Source organism: Cupriavidus gilardii, from assembly GCF_017598945.1.
In the GTDB taxonomy this organism is placed as follows: Bacteria; Pseudomonadota; Gammaproteobacteria; order Burkholderiales; family Burkholderiaceae; genus Cupriavidus; species Cupriavidus gilardii_E.
In genome coordinates, this window is the sequence record NZ_JAGFTW010000056.1 from 50,127 (window position 1) to 65,689 (window position 15,563).

The following is a 15,563-nucleotide window of genomic DNA, read 5'->3' on the forward strand; positions in this document are numbered from 1 at the left end:
GTTCAGCCGGCCGCGGCCACCACTCGTTCGGCCAGGGCGATCAGGCTGCGATCGCTGCCGGCCGGCCCCAGCAGGGAGAAGCCCAGCGGGGCGCCATCACGCCGGGCGAGCGGCAGGCTGATCTGCGGAAAGCCGGACAGGCCGGCGAGGCACAGCATCTGCACGGCGCGGTTGCGATAGTCTTCGAGCGTGTCGGCGGCGGCGTCGGTCAGCGGCGCAATATCCGGCATCGTCGGCAGCAGCAGCACGCCATCGTCGCCGAGCAGCGCGGCAAGGTGGGCGGTGAACGCGCGGCGCACCTGCGTGGCCTCGTCGTGCTGTCCGGCAGTGACGGCCTTCGAGAAGGCCAACCGTGCTGCCACGTCCGGACCCAGTTGCAGGCCGTAGCGCTCGATCATGTCCCCGTCGCTGCGCCACGCTTCCCGGCCCTGCACATAGCGGAAGGCCCAGTAGAGATCGTCGATCGGGCGGTCCGCGGCGGCGACGGCATCGGCCTTGCCGAGTGCGCCCTCGATACGCGCCACCACGGGGAGCAGGGCTTCACGTGCGCCTGGCGTAGTCAAGGCAAACAGGTCTTCCGCAAGCAATAGCCGAGGCGGAGCCGGCAAGGCAGCGGCGTCCGAGCCCAGCAGCACATCGGCAACCCGCGCGAAGGTGGAGATGTCGTGCGCGAAGAAGCCGCAGGTATCCAGGCTGTCGCACAGCGGCAGGCACTGCGCCAAAGAGACGCGGCCATGCGTCGGGCGGATCCCGAACAGGCCGCAATGGCTCGCCGGTGCGCGCACCGAGCCGCCGGTATCGGTGCCCAGCGCAAGGTCGCACAGGCCGTTCGACACCGCGGAGGCGGAGCCGGACGAGGAGCCGCCGGTGATGCGGCCGGGCGCCGCGCCGTTGACCGGTGCGCCGTAGTGCGCGTTCTTGCCGTTCATCGAGAAGGCCAGCTCGTCGGTATGGGTCTTGCCGACAAACGCCGCGCCGGCGTCGAGCAGGCATTGCACCGCGGGCGCCGTGGACGTCTTGATGCCCGACATCGCCAACACGTGCGGATTGCCGCCACCGGTGGGATAGCCCGCCACGTCGAACAGGTCCTTGACGGCGAAGCGCAGGCCGTGCAACGGCCCGCCTTGCGCGTGGGGCACCTCGACTTCGGGGTAGGGCATGAAGGAGCGGGAGGGATGCGATGCCAGGCTCATGGGGTCTCCGCAGGTCGTTGGAAGGCGCGACGCCGGCCGATGCGCGATGGCCGGCTCCGGTTCGCTGGAATCAGGCCACGGCCATGGCCAATGCGGGTTCGGCCGCAGCGGTCAGCACGCAGCTGACGCGATGACCGTCCCCCAGCGAGACGGACGGCGGCACGCGCTGCAGGCATTCGGGCCGCGCATGGGCGCACCGCGGCGCAAAGCTGCAACCGGCGGGCAACGCCGCCAGATCGGGCGGCGATCCCGGAATGGCGGTCAGCCGCTCGCCGCGTGCCATGCCGTGCTGCCGGCTTTGCAACAGCGCGATGGTGTAGGGATGACGCGCGTCGCGCAGCAGCGTCCGGATCGGACCTTCCTCGACGATACGGCCGCCGTACATCACGGCGACCCGATCCGCGATCTCGACGGCGGCGCCGATATCGTGGGTCACGAACACGATCGACAGCCCGAGCGCGCGCTGCAGCTCGCGCAACAGGATCAGCACCTGGATCTGGACGGTGGCATCGAGCGCGGTGGTGGGCTCGTCGGCCAGCAGGATCTTCGGCCTGGCGGATAACGCCAGCGCGATCATTGCGCGCTGCCGCATGCCGCCCGACAGTTCGTGCGGATAGGCGGCCAGGCGCCGCTCGGGGCTCGGAATGCGCACCGACTCCAGCGCCTGCAGCGCTTGCCGGCGCGCTTCCGCGGCAGAGACACGGGCATGGGTACGGATGCACTCGACGATCTGCTGGCCGATCGTGTAGACGGGATCGAGCGCGAGCAGCGGCTCCTGGAACACCATGGCGACGGTGCCGCCGCGGATGCGGGCCAGTCCCTTGGCGTCGAGCCGCATCACGTCGGTGCCGTCGATGCGGATGTCGCCAGTCATGGCGGTGCGGCGGGGCGGATGCAGCCGCATCAGCGCGCGCAATGTCACGCTCTTGCCCGAGCCTGACTCGCCGATCAGCGCGACGGCTTCGCCCGGAGCGACGTCGAGCGAGACGCCGTTGACGGCACGGATGGTCTTGCCGCCGGCGTCGAAGGCGACATGCAGGTCGCGCACGGAAACCATTGGCGTGCCGGACGAAGGCGTGGGGTTTGGCCCCGAAGCGTTCGATGCCGATACGTTCGATGCCGATGCGGGCACGGTGGGATTCATGTTGGCCTCCTCAGCAGGGCGCGGCAGCGGTGGCCGCCGATTGCCGTACCAGCGGCCGGGAGTGGCCGCTGTCGGCCTCGGCCATCAGACAGGCCACCGGATGGCCGGCCATCGTGTCGGACAGCACGGGCGCGCGCCGTCCGCACACGGATTCGGCCAGGCTGCAGCGCGGATGGAAGCTGCAACCGGACGGCGGATCGATCGGGTTGGGCGGGTCGCCGGCCAGCGGCGGCGTCAGCGTGCGGCGATCCGGATCCATCGCCGGCATCGACGCGAGCAGGGCCCGCGTGTACGGATGGGCCGGATTGTTGTAGATCGCTTCGGTGTCGCCGATCTCGGCGACCTTGCCCAGGTACATCACCATCACGCGATCGCACAGATAGCGAATCACGTTCAGATCGTGGCTGATGAAGACGTAGGTCAGATCGAACTCCGCCTTCAGATCCAGCAGCAGGTTCAGCACCTGGGCCTCGACCGACTTGTCCAGGGCGGAGACCGCTTCGTCGAGAATCACCAGACGCGGCCGCAGCACCAGCGCTCTTGCGATATTGACCCGCTGGCGCTGTCCGCCGGACAGCTCGTGCGGATAGCGGCCGCCAAAGCGCAACGGCTCGAGTCCCACGCGCCCGAGCAGGTGGCGCGCGCGCTCGGTTGCCTCGCGCGCCGCAATGCCGTGCACGCGGGCGGTGAAGGCGATCGACTCCTCGATGGTCAGCCGCGGGTTCAGCGACGAATAGCTGTCCTGGAACACCATCTGCACCTGGCTGCGGTAGCGCTTGAGCGGCAGCTGCGCCGACCCCACGCCCAGCGCGTCGAAGATCAGTTCGCCGCTGTCCTGCTCAGTCAGCTGCATCAGCAGCCGCGCCGTGGTGGACTTGCCGCAGCCGGATTCGCCGACCACGCCGAGCGTCTCGCCCTTGAGCACATCGAAGCTGACGCCATCGACCGCGCGCACGGCGCCGGCGCGGCGTCCGGGGATCTTGCCCTTCAACGGAAAATGCTTGACCAGATCGCGCGCGATCACCAGCGGCTGGGCGGGACCGCCGAGGTCGGCGTTGGGCGCGGACAATCGCATCGGCATCGGCATCGGCATCGGCATCGGCATCGACATAGATGTCGGCATCGGCTCAGTCCTTGATTTCCATCGCCGAGCGGATGCCGTCGGCGAGCAGGTTGAACGAGATCGAGGTCAGGAAGATCATCGCCCCGGGCAGCGCGGCCACCCAGGGCTGGGTATAGATCGCGGTGCGCAGCGTGTTCAGCATCAGGCCCCATTCGGGCTCGGGCGGCTTGACGCCCAGACCGAGGAAGGACAGGCCGGAAGCCAGGATCATCGACACCGAGATCAGCCCGGTCGCGTAGACGAAGATCGGCCCCAGCACGTTGTTCAGCACATGCGCGCGCACGATGGTCAGGGCGGACGCCCCCGACGCCCGCGCCGCGTCGACGAACTCGCGGTTGCGCACCTGGGTGGTGACGCTCTCGGCCACGCGCGCGATCTGGGGCACGAAGACGATGGTCAGCGACAGCAGCGCATTGCCGACGCCGGCGCCAAGCGTGCCGGACAGCGCGATGGCGAGCAGCACCGACGGGAAGGCGTAGAAGATATCGACGATCCGCATGATCGCGGTGTTGGTCCAGCCGCCGGCATAGCCCGCGACGATGCCCAGCGCGCTTCCCAGCACGAAGGCGATCAGCACCGGCGTGATGCCCATGAACAGCGACAGCCGCGCGCCAAGGATCAAACGCGACAGCATGTCGCGGCCGAGCTCGTCGGTGCCGAGCGGATAGCCCTCGGTGCCGATCGGCTTCAGGCGCTTCAGGATCGACGAGGCATAGGGATCGGCCGGCATCAGCAGCGGCGCGAAGATCGCCAGCACGATCAGCGCGAGCAGGATCAGCGCCGCGCCCATTGCCAGCTTGTTGCGCAGCAGCCGGCGGCCCACCGTGGACCAGTAGCCGGGGGAGCGCTCCATCGCGGCGGGCGCGGCGGCATTGTCCAGCGTCATTTCCATCGAATTCTCCGGGGCACTGGTTGCGCTAGTTGCGCTAGTAGCGCTAGTTGCGTTGGATGCGCGGATCGAACAGCGTCTGCAGCGCGTCGACGGCCAGGTTCAGCAGCACGAAAAACACCGCCAGCACCAGGATCGTCCCCTGCAGCAGCGGGAAATCGCGCTGGAAGATCGCCGAGTTCAGCAAGAAGCCGGTGCCCGGCCAGGCGAACACCGTCTCGATCAGGATCGATCCGCCGAGCAGATAGCCCAGCTGCAGGCCCATCACCGACAGCGCGGTCGGGGCGACGTTCTTGACCACATGACGGAACACCGCCAGGTCGGACAGGCCGCGCGCCTTCAGGCCGACGATGAACTCGTTGGAGAGGATCTCGGCCACCAGCGCGCGAATGGTCCGCGCGACGATGCCCATCGGAATCACCGACATCGTGATCGCCGGCAGCAACATGTACTGGACATGTTCCCAGTTCCAGCTCCAGTCGCCCGATCCGCCCGGCCCGGCACCGGTCGCCGGCAACCAGCCCAGCATCACCGAGAACACGATGGCCAGCACCATGCCCAGCCAGTAATGCGGCACGCTGACGCCGAACACCGACAGGAACGAGGCCGCGCGGTCGATCGCCGAATCGCGCAAGTAGCCTGCGACGAAGCCGAACAGGCAGCCGAAGGTGAAGCCGATCAGCGTGGCCACCGCCGCGAGCCGCACCGAATTGACGACCGCGGTGGCGACCTCCTGCATCACCGGGCGGCTGGTGGCGATCGACGTGCCCAGGTCGCCGTGCAACGCGCGCGTCAGCCAGTGCACGAATTGCTCGACGAAGGGCTTGTCGAAGCCGTACAGCGCGGCCAGCTGCTGGCGCATCTCTTCCGAGGCGTCGGGCGGCAGCACCGATACCAGCGGATCGCCCGGTGCGATATGCACCAGCGAGAAGCACAGCAGCGCGACCCCCAGCAGAATGGGCATCGCGTACAGCGCGCGGCGAAGCAGATAGGACATGGTGGCGGGCCCCGGGCAGTCGATTCCGTACGGATCAATCCATCGACATGGTGGCGATGTCGATGAACCAGCTCTGCGGCTGCACCACGCCCTTGACCTTCTTCGAGATCGCGCGCGGGCCGACGTCATGCGCGATCAGCACGAACGGCGCTTCCTCGACGATGCGGGCATGCAGCTTCGCCAGCGCGCTGTCGCGGCCCTTGTCGTCGAACGAGGTGCGGGCGGTCTCGATCAGCTTGTCGAACTCCGGATTGCTGAAGTAGCCCCAGTTGTTCGACACCGGCGGCTGTGTCTTGCTGCTGACGAAGCGGACCATCGCGAAGAACGGGTCCATCGCCGCGAAGCTGACGTTGATCGCATTGGCGCCGTGCGCGCTCGGATCCTTGGCGCCGATGCGCCAGTTGGTAAACAGCGTGTTCCATTCGACCACGTCGAAATCGACGTCGATGAAGCACTCCTTCAGGTTCTGCTGCACGTACTCGTTCATCGGCAGCGGCTGCATCTGTCCGGAGCCCGAGGCGGAGACCTGCACCTTGACCTTGACCGGCTTGGCCGCCGAGTAGCCTGCCTCCTGCATCAGCTTGCGGGCGCCGGCGGGGTCGTACTTGATATCGAACTTCGGATTGCCCCACCACGGGTTGCCCGGTTCGACGATGCCCTTGGCCTCGGCCATATAGCCGCCAAGCAGGGTCTTCAGGCCCGAGCGATTGACGCACAGGTTGGCCGCCTGGCGCACGCGCTTGTCGAGCCAGGGCGAGCCCGGCGCGAACGACAGCTGCCACGGCCACATGTGGGGCTGCGCGTTGGCGTAGACCTGGAAGCCGCGGCTCTTGATCTGTGCGATGGCGTCCGGTGCGGGCGCCTCGATCCAGTCGACCTGCCCGGACAGCAGCGCCGCGGTGCGCGCATTGGCCTCCGGCATCGGCAGCATCACGACCTTGTCGATCTTCGGCACGCGCTTCGCGTCCCAGTACTGGGCATTCTTCACGACCTCGAGGCGCTCGCGCGGCACGAAGCGGCTCATCTTGAACGGCCCGGTGCCCGCCGCATCGGCGGCGAAGGCGACCCACGCCTGCTTGGAACGTTCGACCGGATCGGTGACCGAGGCCGGCACCGCGGCGAACTTCTTCTCCCATTGCGTGGGCGACGCCATGAACAGGTTGGTCAGGTTGTACGGCAGGAAGGAGTCCGGCTCGGAGGTGGTCAGTTCCACCGTCAGGTCGTCGATCTTGCGCGCCGACCGCAGCGTCGGCATCCGCGATGCGGTCACGCCGACCTGGCTCGGGTCGAACTGCTTAGCCGTCTTGTCCAGGACCTTGCCGACGTTCCACACCACCGCATCGGCGTTGAACGGCGTGCCGTCATGGAACTTGACGTTGGGACGCAGCTTGAACACCCACCTGGTCTTGTCCTTCGCGTCCACCTTCCATTCGGTGGCGAGCCCCGGGATCAGCAGGCTCGGACCATCGCTCTTGCTCAGATCCCATTGCGTCAGGCCGTCGTACATCGGAATGCCGCTGAAGCGGTTGCCCTCGAAGCCCTGGTCCGGCTGGCCCAGCGTACGGGGAATATCGGCCGCCGTCATGCCGATGCGCAGCACCTTCTCCGCCATCGCGGAGCCCGGCAATGCCAGCAGCGCCAGCGCCACGGCCGCGCCGATGGGGCCAAGCCGTTGACGGGCGCCGGTGGCCGAGGCGGCGGTGGCGAGGGAAGCGGCGGTCGACATCGATGCGAAAGCGCAGGCAAAGCTGTTCACTGGCATGGCTCCTGAGTGGGGAAGAGACGTCGGCACTGCCAAAGCAAGTGGTATGCCACCGGATTTCCTGCATTGCTGCGGCAATCCTGCGTATCGGGCCCGCCGATCCGCGTCGGGACGATGCGGGGGCACCATCGGCGGGAGCCGGCGCACCACGAACGGCAGGCCTCGCACCAGGATGCGTCCATGCGCACCGTTGTCGGCTGCCTGCAGCAATCGCCCAGTTGCCGCACAATGCCTGCCTGGCCCGCAGTGCCGGGCCGATACCAACCACAAGAAGTCACGAGAGGTTCCCGATGTCCGCACTCTTCACGCCCCTGCAGATCGGCGATCTGCAGCTCGACAACCGCATCCTGATCGCGCCGATGTGCCAGTACTCGGCGCAGCAGGGCAATGCCACCGACTGGCATCTGATCCATCTCGGTCATCTCGCGCTGTCCGGCGCCGGCATGCTGATTCTCGAAGCGACCGCGGTCTCGCCGCAGGGACGCATCACGCCCTACGACCTCGGCTTGTACTCGGACGAGAACGAGGCGGCGCTGGCGCGCGTGCTGAAGGCCGTGCGCACCTATTCACCCATCAAGGTCGCGATGCAGATCGCGCATGCGGGGCGCAAGGCGTCGAGCCGCGCGCCCTGGGATGGCGGTGCCCAGATCCGTCCCGACGAGCCCGAGGGCTGGCAGACCGAGGCGCCGTCCGCGGTGCCGCACGCCCCGAACGAAGTCGCCCCGGCAGCGCTGGACCGGGCCGGACTCGAACGCGTCAAGCGCGACTTCGTCGAGACCGCGAAGCGCGCCGCGCGCCTGGGTATCGATGCGATCGAGATCCACGCCGCGCACGGCTATCTGCTGCATCAATTCCTGTCGCCGATCGCCAATCATCGCGACGACGAGTACGGCGGCAGCCTGGAGAACCGGATGCGCTTTCCGCTCGAAGTGTTCGACGCGGTGCGGGCCGTCTTCCCGGCCGACCGTCCGGTCTGGGCGCGCATCTCCGCGACCGACTGGGTGCCGAACGGCTGGGATATCGAGGGCACGGTGGCGATCTCGAAGGCGCTGGCCAAACGCGGCTGCGCGGCGATCCATGTGACCACCGGCGGCGTGTCGCCGCAGCAGGCGATCAAGCTGGGGCCCGGCTATCAGGTCCCGTACGCGCAGCGCGTCAAGGCGGAGGTCGGGCTGCCGACCATCGCGGTCGGGCTGATCACCGAGCCGGAGCAGGCCGAGAGCATCATCGCCAACGGGGAGGCCGACGCGGTGTCGCTGGCGCGGGCGATGCTGTACGACCCGCGCTGGCCGTGGCATGCCGCCGCGCAACTCGGCGCCCGGGTGCAGGCCCCGAAGCAGTACTGGCGCTCGCAGCCGCGCGAGTTCAAGGACCTGTTCGCCGGTGCGGCTTTCGGCCAACGTTGAATGACACCGATGTCATTTTCGGCGCCCCTGAGGCGAACTTTCCGTCACGTCGATTGACGGCTCGTCGGAGCAGGCCGCCACACCCCTAGTCACTCATTCGGATGTTTCGTATTGTGGACAGGCAGACAAGCCCGCTGCCTTCCACGGCAGCGATTCGCATGCGGAATGCAAGCCCGTTTCGCTCCATCCGTCCGAGGCATAGGGATGACCGGCATGACCGATCCGAACCCACCCCGACCGCAGGGCATCCTGTCGGTCTTCGATGCCATCACCATCATGGTCGGCCTGGTGGTCGGGGTCGGGATCTTCCGCACGCCTTCGATCGTCGCCGGCAGCGTCGAGTCGGAGGCGATGTTCATCCTGGTCTGGATCGTCGGCGGCATCATCACCTTCATCGGCGCGCTGTGCTACGCCGAGCTGTCGGCGGCCCATCCCAACGCGGGCGGCGAGTACCACTTCCTGTCCCGCGCCTACGGCCGCTCGACCGCGATGATGTTCGGTTGGGCGCGCTGCACGGTCATCCAGACCGGCGCCATTGCGGCGGTCGCCTTCATGCTGGGCGATTACCTTGCCCAGCTGCTGCCCGCCGGCCTGTTCGGACCATTCGCCCCATTCGCTCCGGCCATTTATGCGGCGTTGGCCGTGATCGTGCTGACCGCGGTCAATGTGATCGGCACCATCGAAGGCAAGAACCTGCAGGTGGTGGTGACGTTCCTGGAGATCGGTGCGATCGGCGCGATCATCCTGTTCGGGCTGTTCGCATCGCCCGAGACCGCCGAGCGCGCCGCGCCCGCGGTGCCGCCCGAATCGGCCGCGATCGGCATGGCGATGATCTTCGTGCTGCTGACCTATGGCGGCTGGAACGAGGCGGCCTATCTGACCGGGGAGCTGAAGGATGCGCCGCGCAACATCGCCAAGGTGCTGGCGGGCGGCACCGCCATTCTGGTGGTGCTGTATACGCTGGCCAATCTGGCCTTGCTGTCGATTCTCGGGCTCGATGGGCTGCGCGAATCCGACGCGGTTGCGGCCGACATGATGCGCGTGGTGGCGGGACCGATCGGCGAGCGGATCGTCACGGCGGCCATCGTGATCGCCGCGGTGTCGACGCTGAACGCCACCATCTTCACCGGTTCGCGCGTGTTCTATGCGATGGCGCGCGACATGACCGTCATGCAATGGGTCGGCGTCTGGGACGGCCGCGGCAAGACGCCGGCCAACGGCCAGATCGCGCAAGGGATCATCGCGCTGGCGCTGATCGGCGTGGGCGCCATCACGCGCGACGGCTTCAAGGCGATGGTCGACTACACCGCGCCGGTGTTCTGGGGCTTCCTGCTGCTGGTCGGCCTCTCGCTGTTCGTGCTGCGCTGGCGCCATCCCGACCGCGTGTTGCCGTATCGCGTGCCGCTGTATCCGATCACGCCGATCATCTTCTGCCTGACCTGCCTGTACATGCTCTATGCCAGCGTGACCTATACCGGCGCGGCGGCGCTGATCGGGCTCGCGATGCTCGCCGCTGGCGCGCCGATCCTGCTGTTCAAGCGCAAGCAGGTCGAAGTCGCGGAGAGCCAGGATGCTTCACCGGATCCCATGTGACCATCAGAACAGGAGAACGTCGATGACGATCTTGCGCCATTCCTTCGTCGCAGCCGCGCTGTTCGCCGCGGGGGCGGCGGCCTTCATCGAACCGGGGTTCGCACAGACGGAGACGAGCTCCGAAACCTCGGTCTACAAGCCGTCGGTCGGTCAGTCTGGCAAGGACGTGGTATGGGTGCCGACCTCGCAGGCGCTGGTCGATCGCATGCTCGACATGGCGGGGCTGACGCCGAAGGACCATCTCGTCGATCTGGGCTCAGGCGACGGCCGGCTCGTGATCACCGCGGCCAAGCGCGGCGCCACCGCACGCGGCATCGAGTACAACGCCGACATGGTGGCGCTGTCGCGTCGTGCGGCACAGGCCGAGGGCGTCGCCAATCGCGCCAGATTCGACCAGGGCGATATCTTCAAGTCGGACTTCTCGAACGCGACCGTGGTGACGCTGTTCCTGCTGCCCGATCTGAATCTGCGGCTGCGTCCGACCTTGCTGAACATGAAACCCGGCACGCGGGTCGTCTCCAATACCTTCACGATGGACGACTGGGAGCCGGACGAAACCGCGCAGGTCACGCAGGGCTGCGCGGGGCACTGCACCGCCTACAAATGGGTGATTCCGGCCAAGGTACAGGGCACCTGGCGGATGGGCGAGAGGCAGCTGGTGCTGACGCAGAAGTATCAGAAGATCGAGGGGACGCTGCGCGAAGAGGGGGCCGCCACGCCGATCAGCGACGGCCGCATCGATGGCACCAGGATCGCGTTTACCGCCGGTACTCAGCGCTATACCGGGGAGATCAGCGGCAGGACGATGCAGGGCACGATCGAGGGGGGAGGGCGCTGGAACGCGACAATGGTGTCGCGTTAGCGCCAGCGCGGATCAGGCGGCTTGCCGTGGCGATGCACGGCAAGCGGTCTGCCCATCGGGCTGAAGCGCGCGATCAACGCGCGCCGTCCGCCACCCCGAGCCCACGCAGCAGCGCATTGTGGAACTGCGCCGGCGACTCGACCTGCGGCGAATGGCCCAGCTCGGGGAAGGCCACCAGCGTCGCGTTCGGAATCGTGCGCGCGGCGCGGCGTCCGAGTTCGGGATAGTTGCCCAGCTTGCTGGCGATCTCGGGCGCGGCGCGGTTGGCGCCCGGCGCGGTACGGTCCTTCTCGCCGATCATCACCAGCGTAGGCGCCGCGATCCGGGAGAACTCGTGGATGACCGGCTGCGTGAACAGCATCTCGGAGGTCTGCGCCTGATTCCACGCGACCTGCTCCTTGCCGGGACCGGCGTACATGCCCGCCTGCATCGCGACCCAGCGGTCGTATTCGGGGCGCCATTTGCCGTTGTAGTAGAAGCGCAGCTGATAGGCCTTGATCGAATCGAAGTTCGTTTTCAGCTCGCCCTGATACAGCTGATCGACGGTGGCATAGGGCACGCCTTCCGCCTGCCAGTCTTCCAGCCCGATCGGATTGACCAGCACCAGCTGCTCCACCGTCTTCGGATACTGCAGCGCGAAGCGCGCGGCCAGCATGCCGCCCATCGAATGGCCGATGACGGTGGCGCGCGTCACGCCGCGGGATTCCAGCAGCGCCTGCGTATTGGCGGCGAGCTGTGCGAAGCTGAACTGATAGCCCTTCGGCTTGGTGGAGGCGCAGAAGCCGATCTGATCCGGCGCGATCACGCGGTAGCCGGCTTTGGCCAGCGTGTCGATGGTGGCTTCCCACGTCGCGCCGCAGAAGTTCTTCCCGTGCAGCAGTACCGCGGTGCGGCCGTTGGACTTGCCCTTCGGCGCGACGTCCATGAAGGCCATCGACAGGTCCTGCTGCTGCGACTTGAAGGTGAATCGCTGGATCGGGTGGGGGTAGGGGAAGCCTTCCAGTTGCGGGCCGTAGGGCGTGACGGCCGGCGTGGGGTGGCTTGCGGCTTGATCGGCAGCGCCCGCGGTCGGTGCGGCGGCGGTGAAGGCCAGCGAAACGGCCAGCGTGGACAAGGGCAACAATCGGGTCGAAGTCGTTTTCATGCTGGGCTCCCAGGCGGGGCGAATGGCAATGAGGAAAACAGACTCGATGTGACCATGAGGTAACAATAAAGTTCAGGGGGCATGTCGCGAGCTTGCGGAATTTTGCGCGCTGTTGCCCTCTCCCCAGCCCTCTCCCGCAAGCGGGAGAGGGAGCTCCCGCGTCGCCAGCGCGACGGCCTTCGCGCTCCCGTACTCATGTGCCCGCGGCGCGGCTCCTTTCCCGCAAGCGGGAGAGGGAGCCCGCGCGTCGGTAGAGCGATCCGCTTGGCTTGCCTGCAAGCACCACCACCGCGACGACCCGCTCCCCTCTCCCGCTTGCGGGAGAGGGGGGGAGAGGGCAGCAGCGCCCGTACCACGACAACGATCGAGATCACCCAAACGCCAGCATCCTCCCCGCCAGCATCACCGTAGCCCACAGCCCCAACGACAGCACCCCCGCCAGCCGCCCATGCTGGGGATCCCGCCGCCGCCGCGAGGCCAGATGCAGCGCCAGCGCGTTGAGCGCGGCGGTGCAGATCAAGGCCAGCTTGGCGGCGAACCACGGATTCGACAGATACTCCCGCGCCGCCGGCGCAAACAGCATCAGTCCCGAGACCGCGGCCAGCAGGAAGCCGCCCAGCGACAGCGGCACCAGCGTCTGCTGCACCGCTGCGTCATCGAGCCGCGCCAGTCCCCCGGCAAGGCGCAGATCGACCACTGCGATGGTGCCGAACAGCAGGCCGATGCCGAGCAGATGCAGCCAGCTGACCAGCGGATAGACCCAGGTCGAGGCGCGCAGCGCCACGACCGGCTGCCATGTCTCGACCGCGGCGAACCATGCGTCCCACGTTTCCATGCCGCCGTTCCGTTCAACCGCGCGGCGCGCCGCTGCATCCCGCGGGCAGCGCGACCGATTGCTGGCGCACGCCGACGCCGTCCAGCACGATCAGGGCCGGCCGCGCGACATGGCGTTCGGCGCAGGACGGAAAGCCGATCGCCTCGAGCCGATCCCCCGGGCGCGGTTCGCGCGGCATGCCCCATCGTTCGAGCCGATTGATCGGTGCCAGGTCGAGCGTCCAGCGTCCGGCCGATGCCGGCGCGCGAACCGCCGCCAGCGTCCTGGCGAAGCCGAGTTCGGCCAGTTCCGGCGGCACGGGCAGCGCGTTCCAGTTCGCCGGCAAGGCTTTGGCGTCGACTTCGATCGTCACCTGCGGATGGGGGTTCCGCCAGGTCACCGAGACCACGCGGCCGGAGAAATAGAGGGGCGCGGCAGTGTCGTAATACCCCCAACCGTGATGCGCCAGCACCGGTGTGCCGAGCGTCATGGCCAGGCTGCACAGTGCGATTGCCACCAGCTGCTTCATCGTTCCTTCCTTTCGGCGATTGCATGGGCGCCAAGATATCGCTGGCCGATCCATGCATCAATCCACCAAAATGGCATCGTTCGATACGCCTGGAGGTATCAATGGAATTCCAGCAGCTGAAGCTCTTCCTCGCCGTTGCCGATGCCTTGCACTTCGGCCGGGCCGCGCAGCAGGTCGGCATGGCGCAACCGCATCTGAGCCGGGCCATCGCCAGGCTGGAAGAGGAGATCGGCGTGCGCCTGTTCGACCGGACCAGCCGCCGGGTCGCGCTGACGGCCGCCGGCGAGCGGCTGCGCGAGGAGGGGATCGATCTGCTGCAAGGGGAGCGGCGCGCACGGGAGGCCGCGCGTGCAGCCGGGCAGCAAAGACGTCGGCGTCTGCGTATCGCCTATGTCTCGGCGGCCCTCTATCGCGCCTTGCCGGCCGCGCTGCGCCATCTGTCGGCGGTCGCCGAGCCGGTCGAATTTGCGCTGCAGGAAGCCACCACCAATGAACAGCTGGCGCTGATTGCGGCCGGCGAGATCGATCTGGGCATCGGCCACCCGCCATTCGAGACGCATGCACGCCTTGCCAGCGTGCTGCTGGCAAACGACCGCTTCGACGCCGTGCTGCCCGCGGATCACCGTCTGGCGGGCCGGATGGCGATCGGCCTGGCGGAGCTGGCCGCCGAGCCGCTGGTGCTGTTCCCCGAGGCGCAGGGACCGGCGCTGTATGCCGCGATACGCGACCGCTGTCGCCTGGCGGGCCACGCCATGCAGGTGGTAGCGACCGCGCCGCGCCTGCATGGCCAGCTGTCGCTGGTCGCGGCGGGGCTCGGCATCGGGCTGGCGCCGACGCAGTCGCGCAGCCTCGCGGTGGCGGGCACCGTGCGCATTCCGCTCAAGCCTTATCCGGCCGCACTGGTGTTGCCGCTGGCGGCGCTCTACGATCCGCGCTCGCGCCATCCGGCCTTGCCGCTGGCGCTGGCGGCGTTGCGGCGGGCCGTGACGACACCGGCAGCGCAGAGCGGGCCGCGGGGCGCGGGACGCCCGCGCCCATATGCGAAGAACGGATAAGGCCGAACGATTTCATTCGTTGACCTGCAATGGCCGGTCTCCTTAGCATCGATCCCAGTCGATGACGGCGCGAGCACCGCGTTTGCATCGTGCCCTGATCCATACCGAATTTCCGTACCGAACATGACCGTTTCCATCCAGGCGGCACTGCCCGCGCGTCCTCCCGTCGTGACGCCACGCGCCGGCACCGGCTTCGAGATCCGTCCCTTCGACGCGCCGCTGGGCGCCGAGGTCGTGGGGCTGGACCTGTCGCAGCCGCTGTCGGAGGCGGATTTCGCCCGTATCCACCGCGCCCATCTGGACCACCACGTGCTGGTGTTTCGCGATCAGCGCATCACGCCCGACGAGCAGATCGCCTTCAGCCGGCGCTTCGGCCCGTTGCAGATCCACGTGTTGCACCAATTCCAGCTGCCGGGCCATCCGGAAGTGTTGATCGTCTCCAACGTGCTGAAGGACGGCAAGCCGATCGGGCTCGGCGATGCCGGCCATTTCTGGCATTCGGACCTGTCGTACAAGGAAAAGCCCAGTCTGGGCTCGCTATTGCACGCGCAAGAGCTGCCGGCGGAGGGAGGAGACACCCTGTTCGCGAACCAGCATCTGGCCTGGGAAACGCTGCCGGCCGAACTCAAGCGCGCGGTCGAAGGACGGCAGGCGGAACACACCTATCTGGCGCGCTACGCCGAGCTGCAGCAGCGCAGCCCGTGGCGGCCGAACCTGACCCCGGAGCAGATCGCGCAGGTCAAGCCGGTGCTGCAGCCGGTCGTGCGTACCCATCCCGAGACCGGACGGCGCGCGCTCTTCGTCAGCGAGCATTTCACCACGCGCATCGTCGGCCTGCCCGAGGACGAAAGCCGGGCGCTGCTCGACGCGCTGTTCGCCCACAGCGTCAAGCCGGAGTTCGTCTATCGCCATCGATGGCAGCCGCATGACCTGGTGTTCTGGGACAACCGCTCGCTGCTGCATCTGGCAGCCGGCTGTCCGGCGGATCAGCGCCGCGTGATGTACCGCACCACGATCGAGGGCGACATCCCGTTCTGACGGCACGGACAGCG

14 protein-coding genes are annotated in these 15,563 nt (G+C 67.8%); 5 read left to right on the forward strand and 9 right to left on the reverse strand.

Translation table 11 applies throughout. The features are described 5' to 3' along the window. Positions 1 to 2: 2 nt before the first annotated feature. The 6 genes from J5T34_RS20360 to J5T34_RS20385 all read right to left on the reverse strand — a co-directional run bounded on the left by J5T34_RS20360 (position 3) and on the right by J5T34_RS20385 (position 6,958). Entirely contained in the window at positions 3 to 1,193 is a 1,191-nt protein-coding gene (locus J5T34_RS20360) for an amidase (protein WP_208582433.1), read from the reverse strand. Positions 1,194 to 1,263: 70 nt separating this feature from the next. Next, positions 1,264 to 2,250 (reverse strand): ABC transporter ATP-binding protein, encoded by a 987-nt coding sequence (locus J5T34_RS20365; protein WP_208582602.1) that lies wholly within the window; start codon positions 2,248 to 2,250, stop codon positions 1,264 to 1,266. A 97-nt stretch (positions 2,251 to 2,347) separates the two neighbouring features. Continuing rightward, on the reverse strand, positions 2,348 to 3,412 hold the full coding sequence (locus J5T34_RS20370) for an ABC transporter ATP-binding protein (RefSeq protein WP_432207691.1): 1,065 nt from the start codon (positions 3,410 to 3,412) through the stop codon (positions 2,348 to 2,350). Positions 3,413 to 3,464: 52 nt separating this feature from the next. Then, positions 3,465 to 4,352 carry an ABC transporter permease gene (locus J5T34_RS20375; protein ID WP_208582435.1) on the reverse strand — a complete coding sequence of 296 codons (888 nt, stop codon included), beginning with the start codon at positions 4,350 to 4,352 and terminating at the stop codon, positions 3,465 to 3,467. Positions 4,353 to 4,395: 43 nt separating this feature from the next. Beyond that, positions 4,396 to 5,346 (reverse strand): ABC transporter permease, encoded by a 951-nt coding sequence (locus tag J5T34_RS20380; protein WP_208582437.1) that lies wholly within the window; start codon positions 5,344 to 5,346, stop codon positions 4,396 to 4,398. Between the two features lie 34 nt (positions 5,347 to 5,380). Next, on the reverse strand, positions 5,381 to 6,958 hold the full coding sequence (locus J5T34_RS20385) for an ABC transporter substrate-binding protein (RefSeq protein ID WP_244259113.1): 1,578 nt from the start codon (positions 6,956 to 6,958) through the stop codon (positions 5,381 to 5,383). Between the two features lie 440 nt (positions 6,959 to 7,398). Between J5T34_RS20385 and J5T34_RS20390 the strand changes: the two genes are divergently transcribed. The 3 genes from J5T34_RS20390 to J5T34_RS20400 all read left to right on the forward strand — a co-directional run bounded on the left by J5T34_RS20390 (position 7,399) and on the right by J5T34_RS20400 (position 10,969). Next, complete coding sequence (locus J5T34_RS20390) at positions 7,399 to 8,514, forward strand: NADH:flavin oxidoreductase/NADH oxidase (protein ID WP_208582439.1); 1,116 nt, start codon at positions 7,399 to 7,401, stop codon at positions 8,512 to 8,514. A 213-nt stretch (positions 8,515 to 8,727) separates the two neighbouring features. Further along, positions 8,728 to 10,107 (forward strand): APC family permease, encoded by a 1,380-nt coding sequence (locus J5T34_RS20395; protein WP_208582448.1) that lies wholly within the window; start codon positions 8,728 to 8,730, stop codon positions 10,105 to 10,107. Between the two features lie 22 nt (positions 10,108 to 10,129). Next, on the forward strand, positions 10,130 to 10,969 hold the full coding sequence (locus J5T34_RS20400) for an SAM-dependent methyltransferase (protein WP_208582450.1): 840 nt from the start codon (positions 10,130 to 10,132) through the stop codon (positions 10,967 to 10,969). A 73-nt stretch (positions 10,970 to 11,042) separates the two neighbouring features. Here J5T34_RS20400 and J5T34_RS20405 read toward each other — a convergent pair whose 3' ends face one another. The 3 genes from J5T34_RS20405 to J5T34_RS20415 form a co-directional block, all read right to left on the reverse strand. Then, positions 11,043 to 12,113, reverse strand: coding sequence for an alpha/beta fold hydrolase (locus tag J5T34_RS20405; protein ID WP_208582452.1), 1,071 nt, complete (start codon positions 12,111 to 12,113; stop codon positions 11,043 to 11,045). A 370-nt stretch (positions 12,114 to 12,483) separates the two neighbouring features. Then, positions 12,484 to 12,948: a hypothetical protein gene (locus tag J5T34_RS20410; protein WP_208582454.1), complete on the reverse strand. Its 465-nt coding sequence runs from the start codon at positions 12,946 to 12,948 to the stop codon at positions 12,484 to 12,486. A 13-nt stretch (positions 12,949 to 12,961) separates the two neighbouring features. Continuing rightward, on the reverse strand, positions 12,962 to 13,456 hold the full coding sequence (locus tag J5T34_RS20415) for a DUF6152 family protein (RefSeq protein WP_208582456.1): 495 nt from the start codon (positions 13,454 to 13,456) through the stop codon (positions 12,962 to 12,964). Between the two features lie 101 nt (positions 13,457 to 13,557). On the opposite strand from J5T34_RS20415, the gene J5T34_RS20420 reads away from it, so the two are divergent. Then, positions 13,558 to 14,511 carry a LysR family transcriptional regulator gene (locus J5T34_RS20420; RefSeq protein ID WP_208582458.1) on the forward strand — a complete coding sequence of 318 codons (954 nt, stop codon included), beginning with the start codon at positions 13,558 to 13,560 and terminating at the stop codon, positions 14,509 to 14,511. 123 nt (positions 14,512 to 14,634) lie between these two features. Continuing rightward, positions 14,635 to 15,549 carry a TauD/TfdA dioxygenase family protein gene (locus tag J5T34_RS20425; protein ID WP_208582460.1) on the forward strand — a complete coding sequence of 305 codons (915 nt, stop codon included), beginning with the start codon at positions 14,635 to 14,637 and terminating at the stop codon, positions 15,547 to 15,549. Positions 15,550 to 15,563: the final 14 nt, after the last annotated feature.

Bases quoted from the DNA above. Each gene is read 5' to 3' on its own strand.
- J5T34_RS20395 (WP_208582448.1), top strand. From the start codon at position 8,728: ATGACCGATCCGAACCCACCCCGACCGCAGGGCATCCTGTCGGTCTTC.
- J5T34_RS20390 (WP_208582439.1), top strand. From the start codon at position 7,399: ATGTCCGCACTCTTCACGCCCCTGCAGATCGGCGATCTGCAGCTCGAC.
- J5T34_RS20415 (WP_208582456.1), bottom strand. From the start codon at position 13,456: ATGAAGCAGCTGGTGGCAATCGCACTGTGCAGCCTGGCCATGACGCTC.
- J5T34_RS20400 (WP_208582450.1), top strand. From the start codon at position 10,130: ATGACGATCTTGCGCCATTCCTTCGTCGCAGCCGCGCTGTTCGCCGCG.
- J5T34_RS20385 (WP_244259113.1), bottom strand. From the start codon at position 6,958: ATGGCGGAGAAGGTGCTGCGCATCGGCATGACGGCGGCCGATATTCCC.
- J5T34_RS20370 (WP_432207691.1), bottom strand. From the start codon at position 3,412: ATGCGATTGTCCGCGCCCAACGCCGACCTCGGCGGTCCCGCCCAGCCG.
- J5T34_RS20420 (WP_208582458.1), top strand. From the start codon at position 13,558: ATGGAATTCCAGCAGCTGAAGCTCTTCCTCGCCGTTGCCGATGCCTTG.
- J5T34_RS20380 (WP_208582437.1), bottom strand. From the start codon at position 5,346: ATGTCCTATCTGCTTCGCCGCGCGCTGTACGCGATGCCCATTCTGCTG.
- J5T34_RS20360 (WP_208582433.1), bottom strand. From the start codon at position 1,193: ATGAGCCTGGCATCGCATCCCTCCCGCTCCTTCATGCCCTACCCCGAA.
- J5T34_RS20405 (WP_208582452.1), bottom strand. From the start codon at position 12,113: ATGAAAACGACTTCGACCCGATTGTTGCCCTTGTCCACGCTGGCCGTT.
- J5T34_RS20410 (WP_208582454.1), bottom strand. From the start codon at position 12,948: ATGGAAACGTGGGACGCATGGTTCGCCGCGGTCGAGACATGGCAGCCG.
- J5T34_RS20365 (WP_208582602.1), bottom strand. From the start codon at position 2,250: ATGGTTTCCGTGCGCGACCTGCATGTCGCCTTCGACGCCGGCGGCAAG.
- J5T34_RS20425 (WP_208582460.1), top strand. From the start codon at position 14,635: ATGACCGTTTCCATCCAGGCGGCACTGCCCGCGCGTCCTCCCGTCGTG.
- J5T34_RS20375 (WP_208582435.1), bottom strand. From the start codon at position 4,352: ATGGAAATGACGCTGGACAATGCCGCCGCGCCCGCCGCGATGGAGCGC.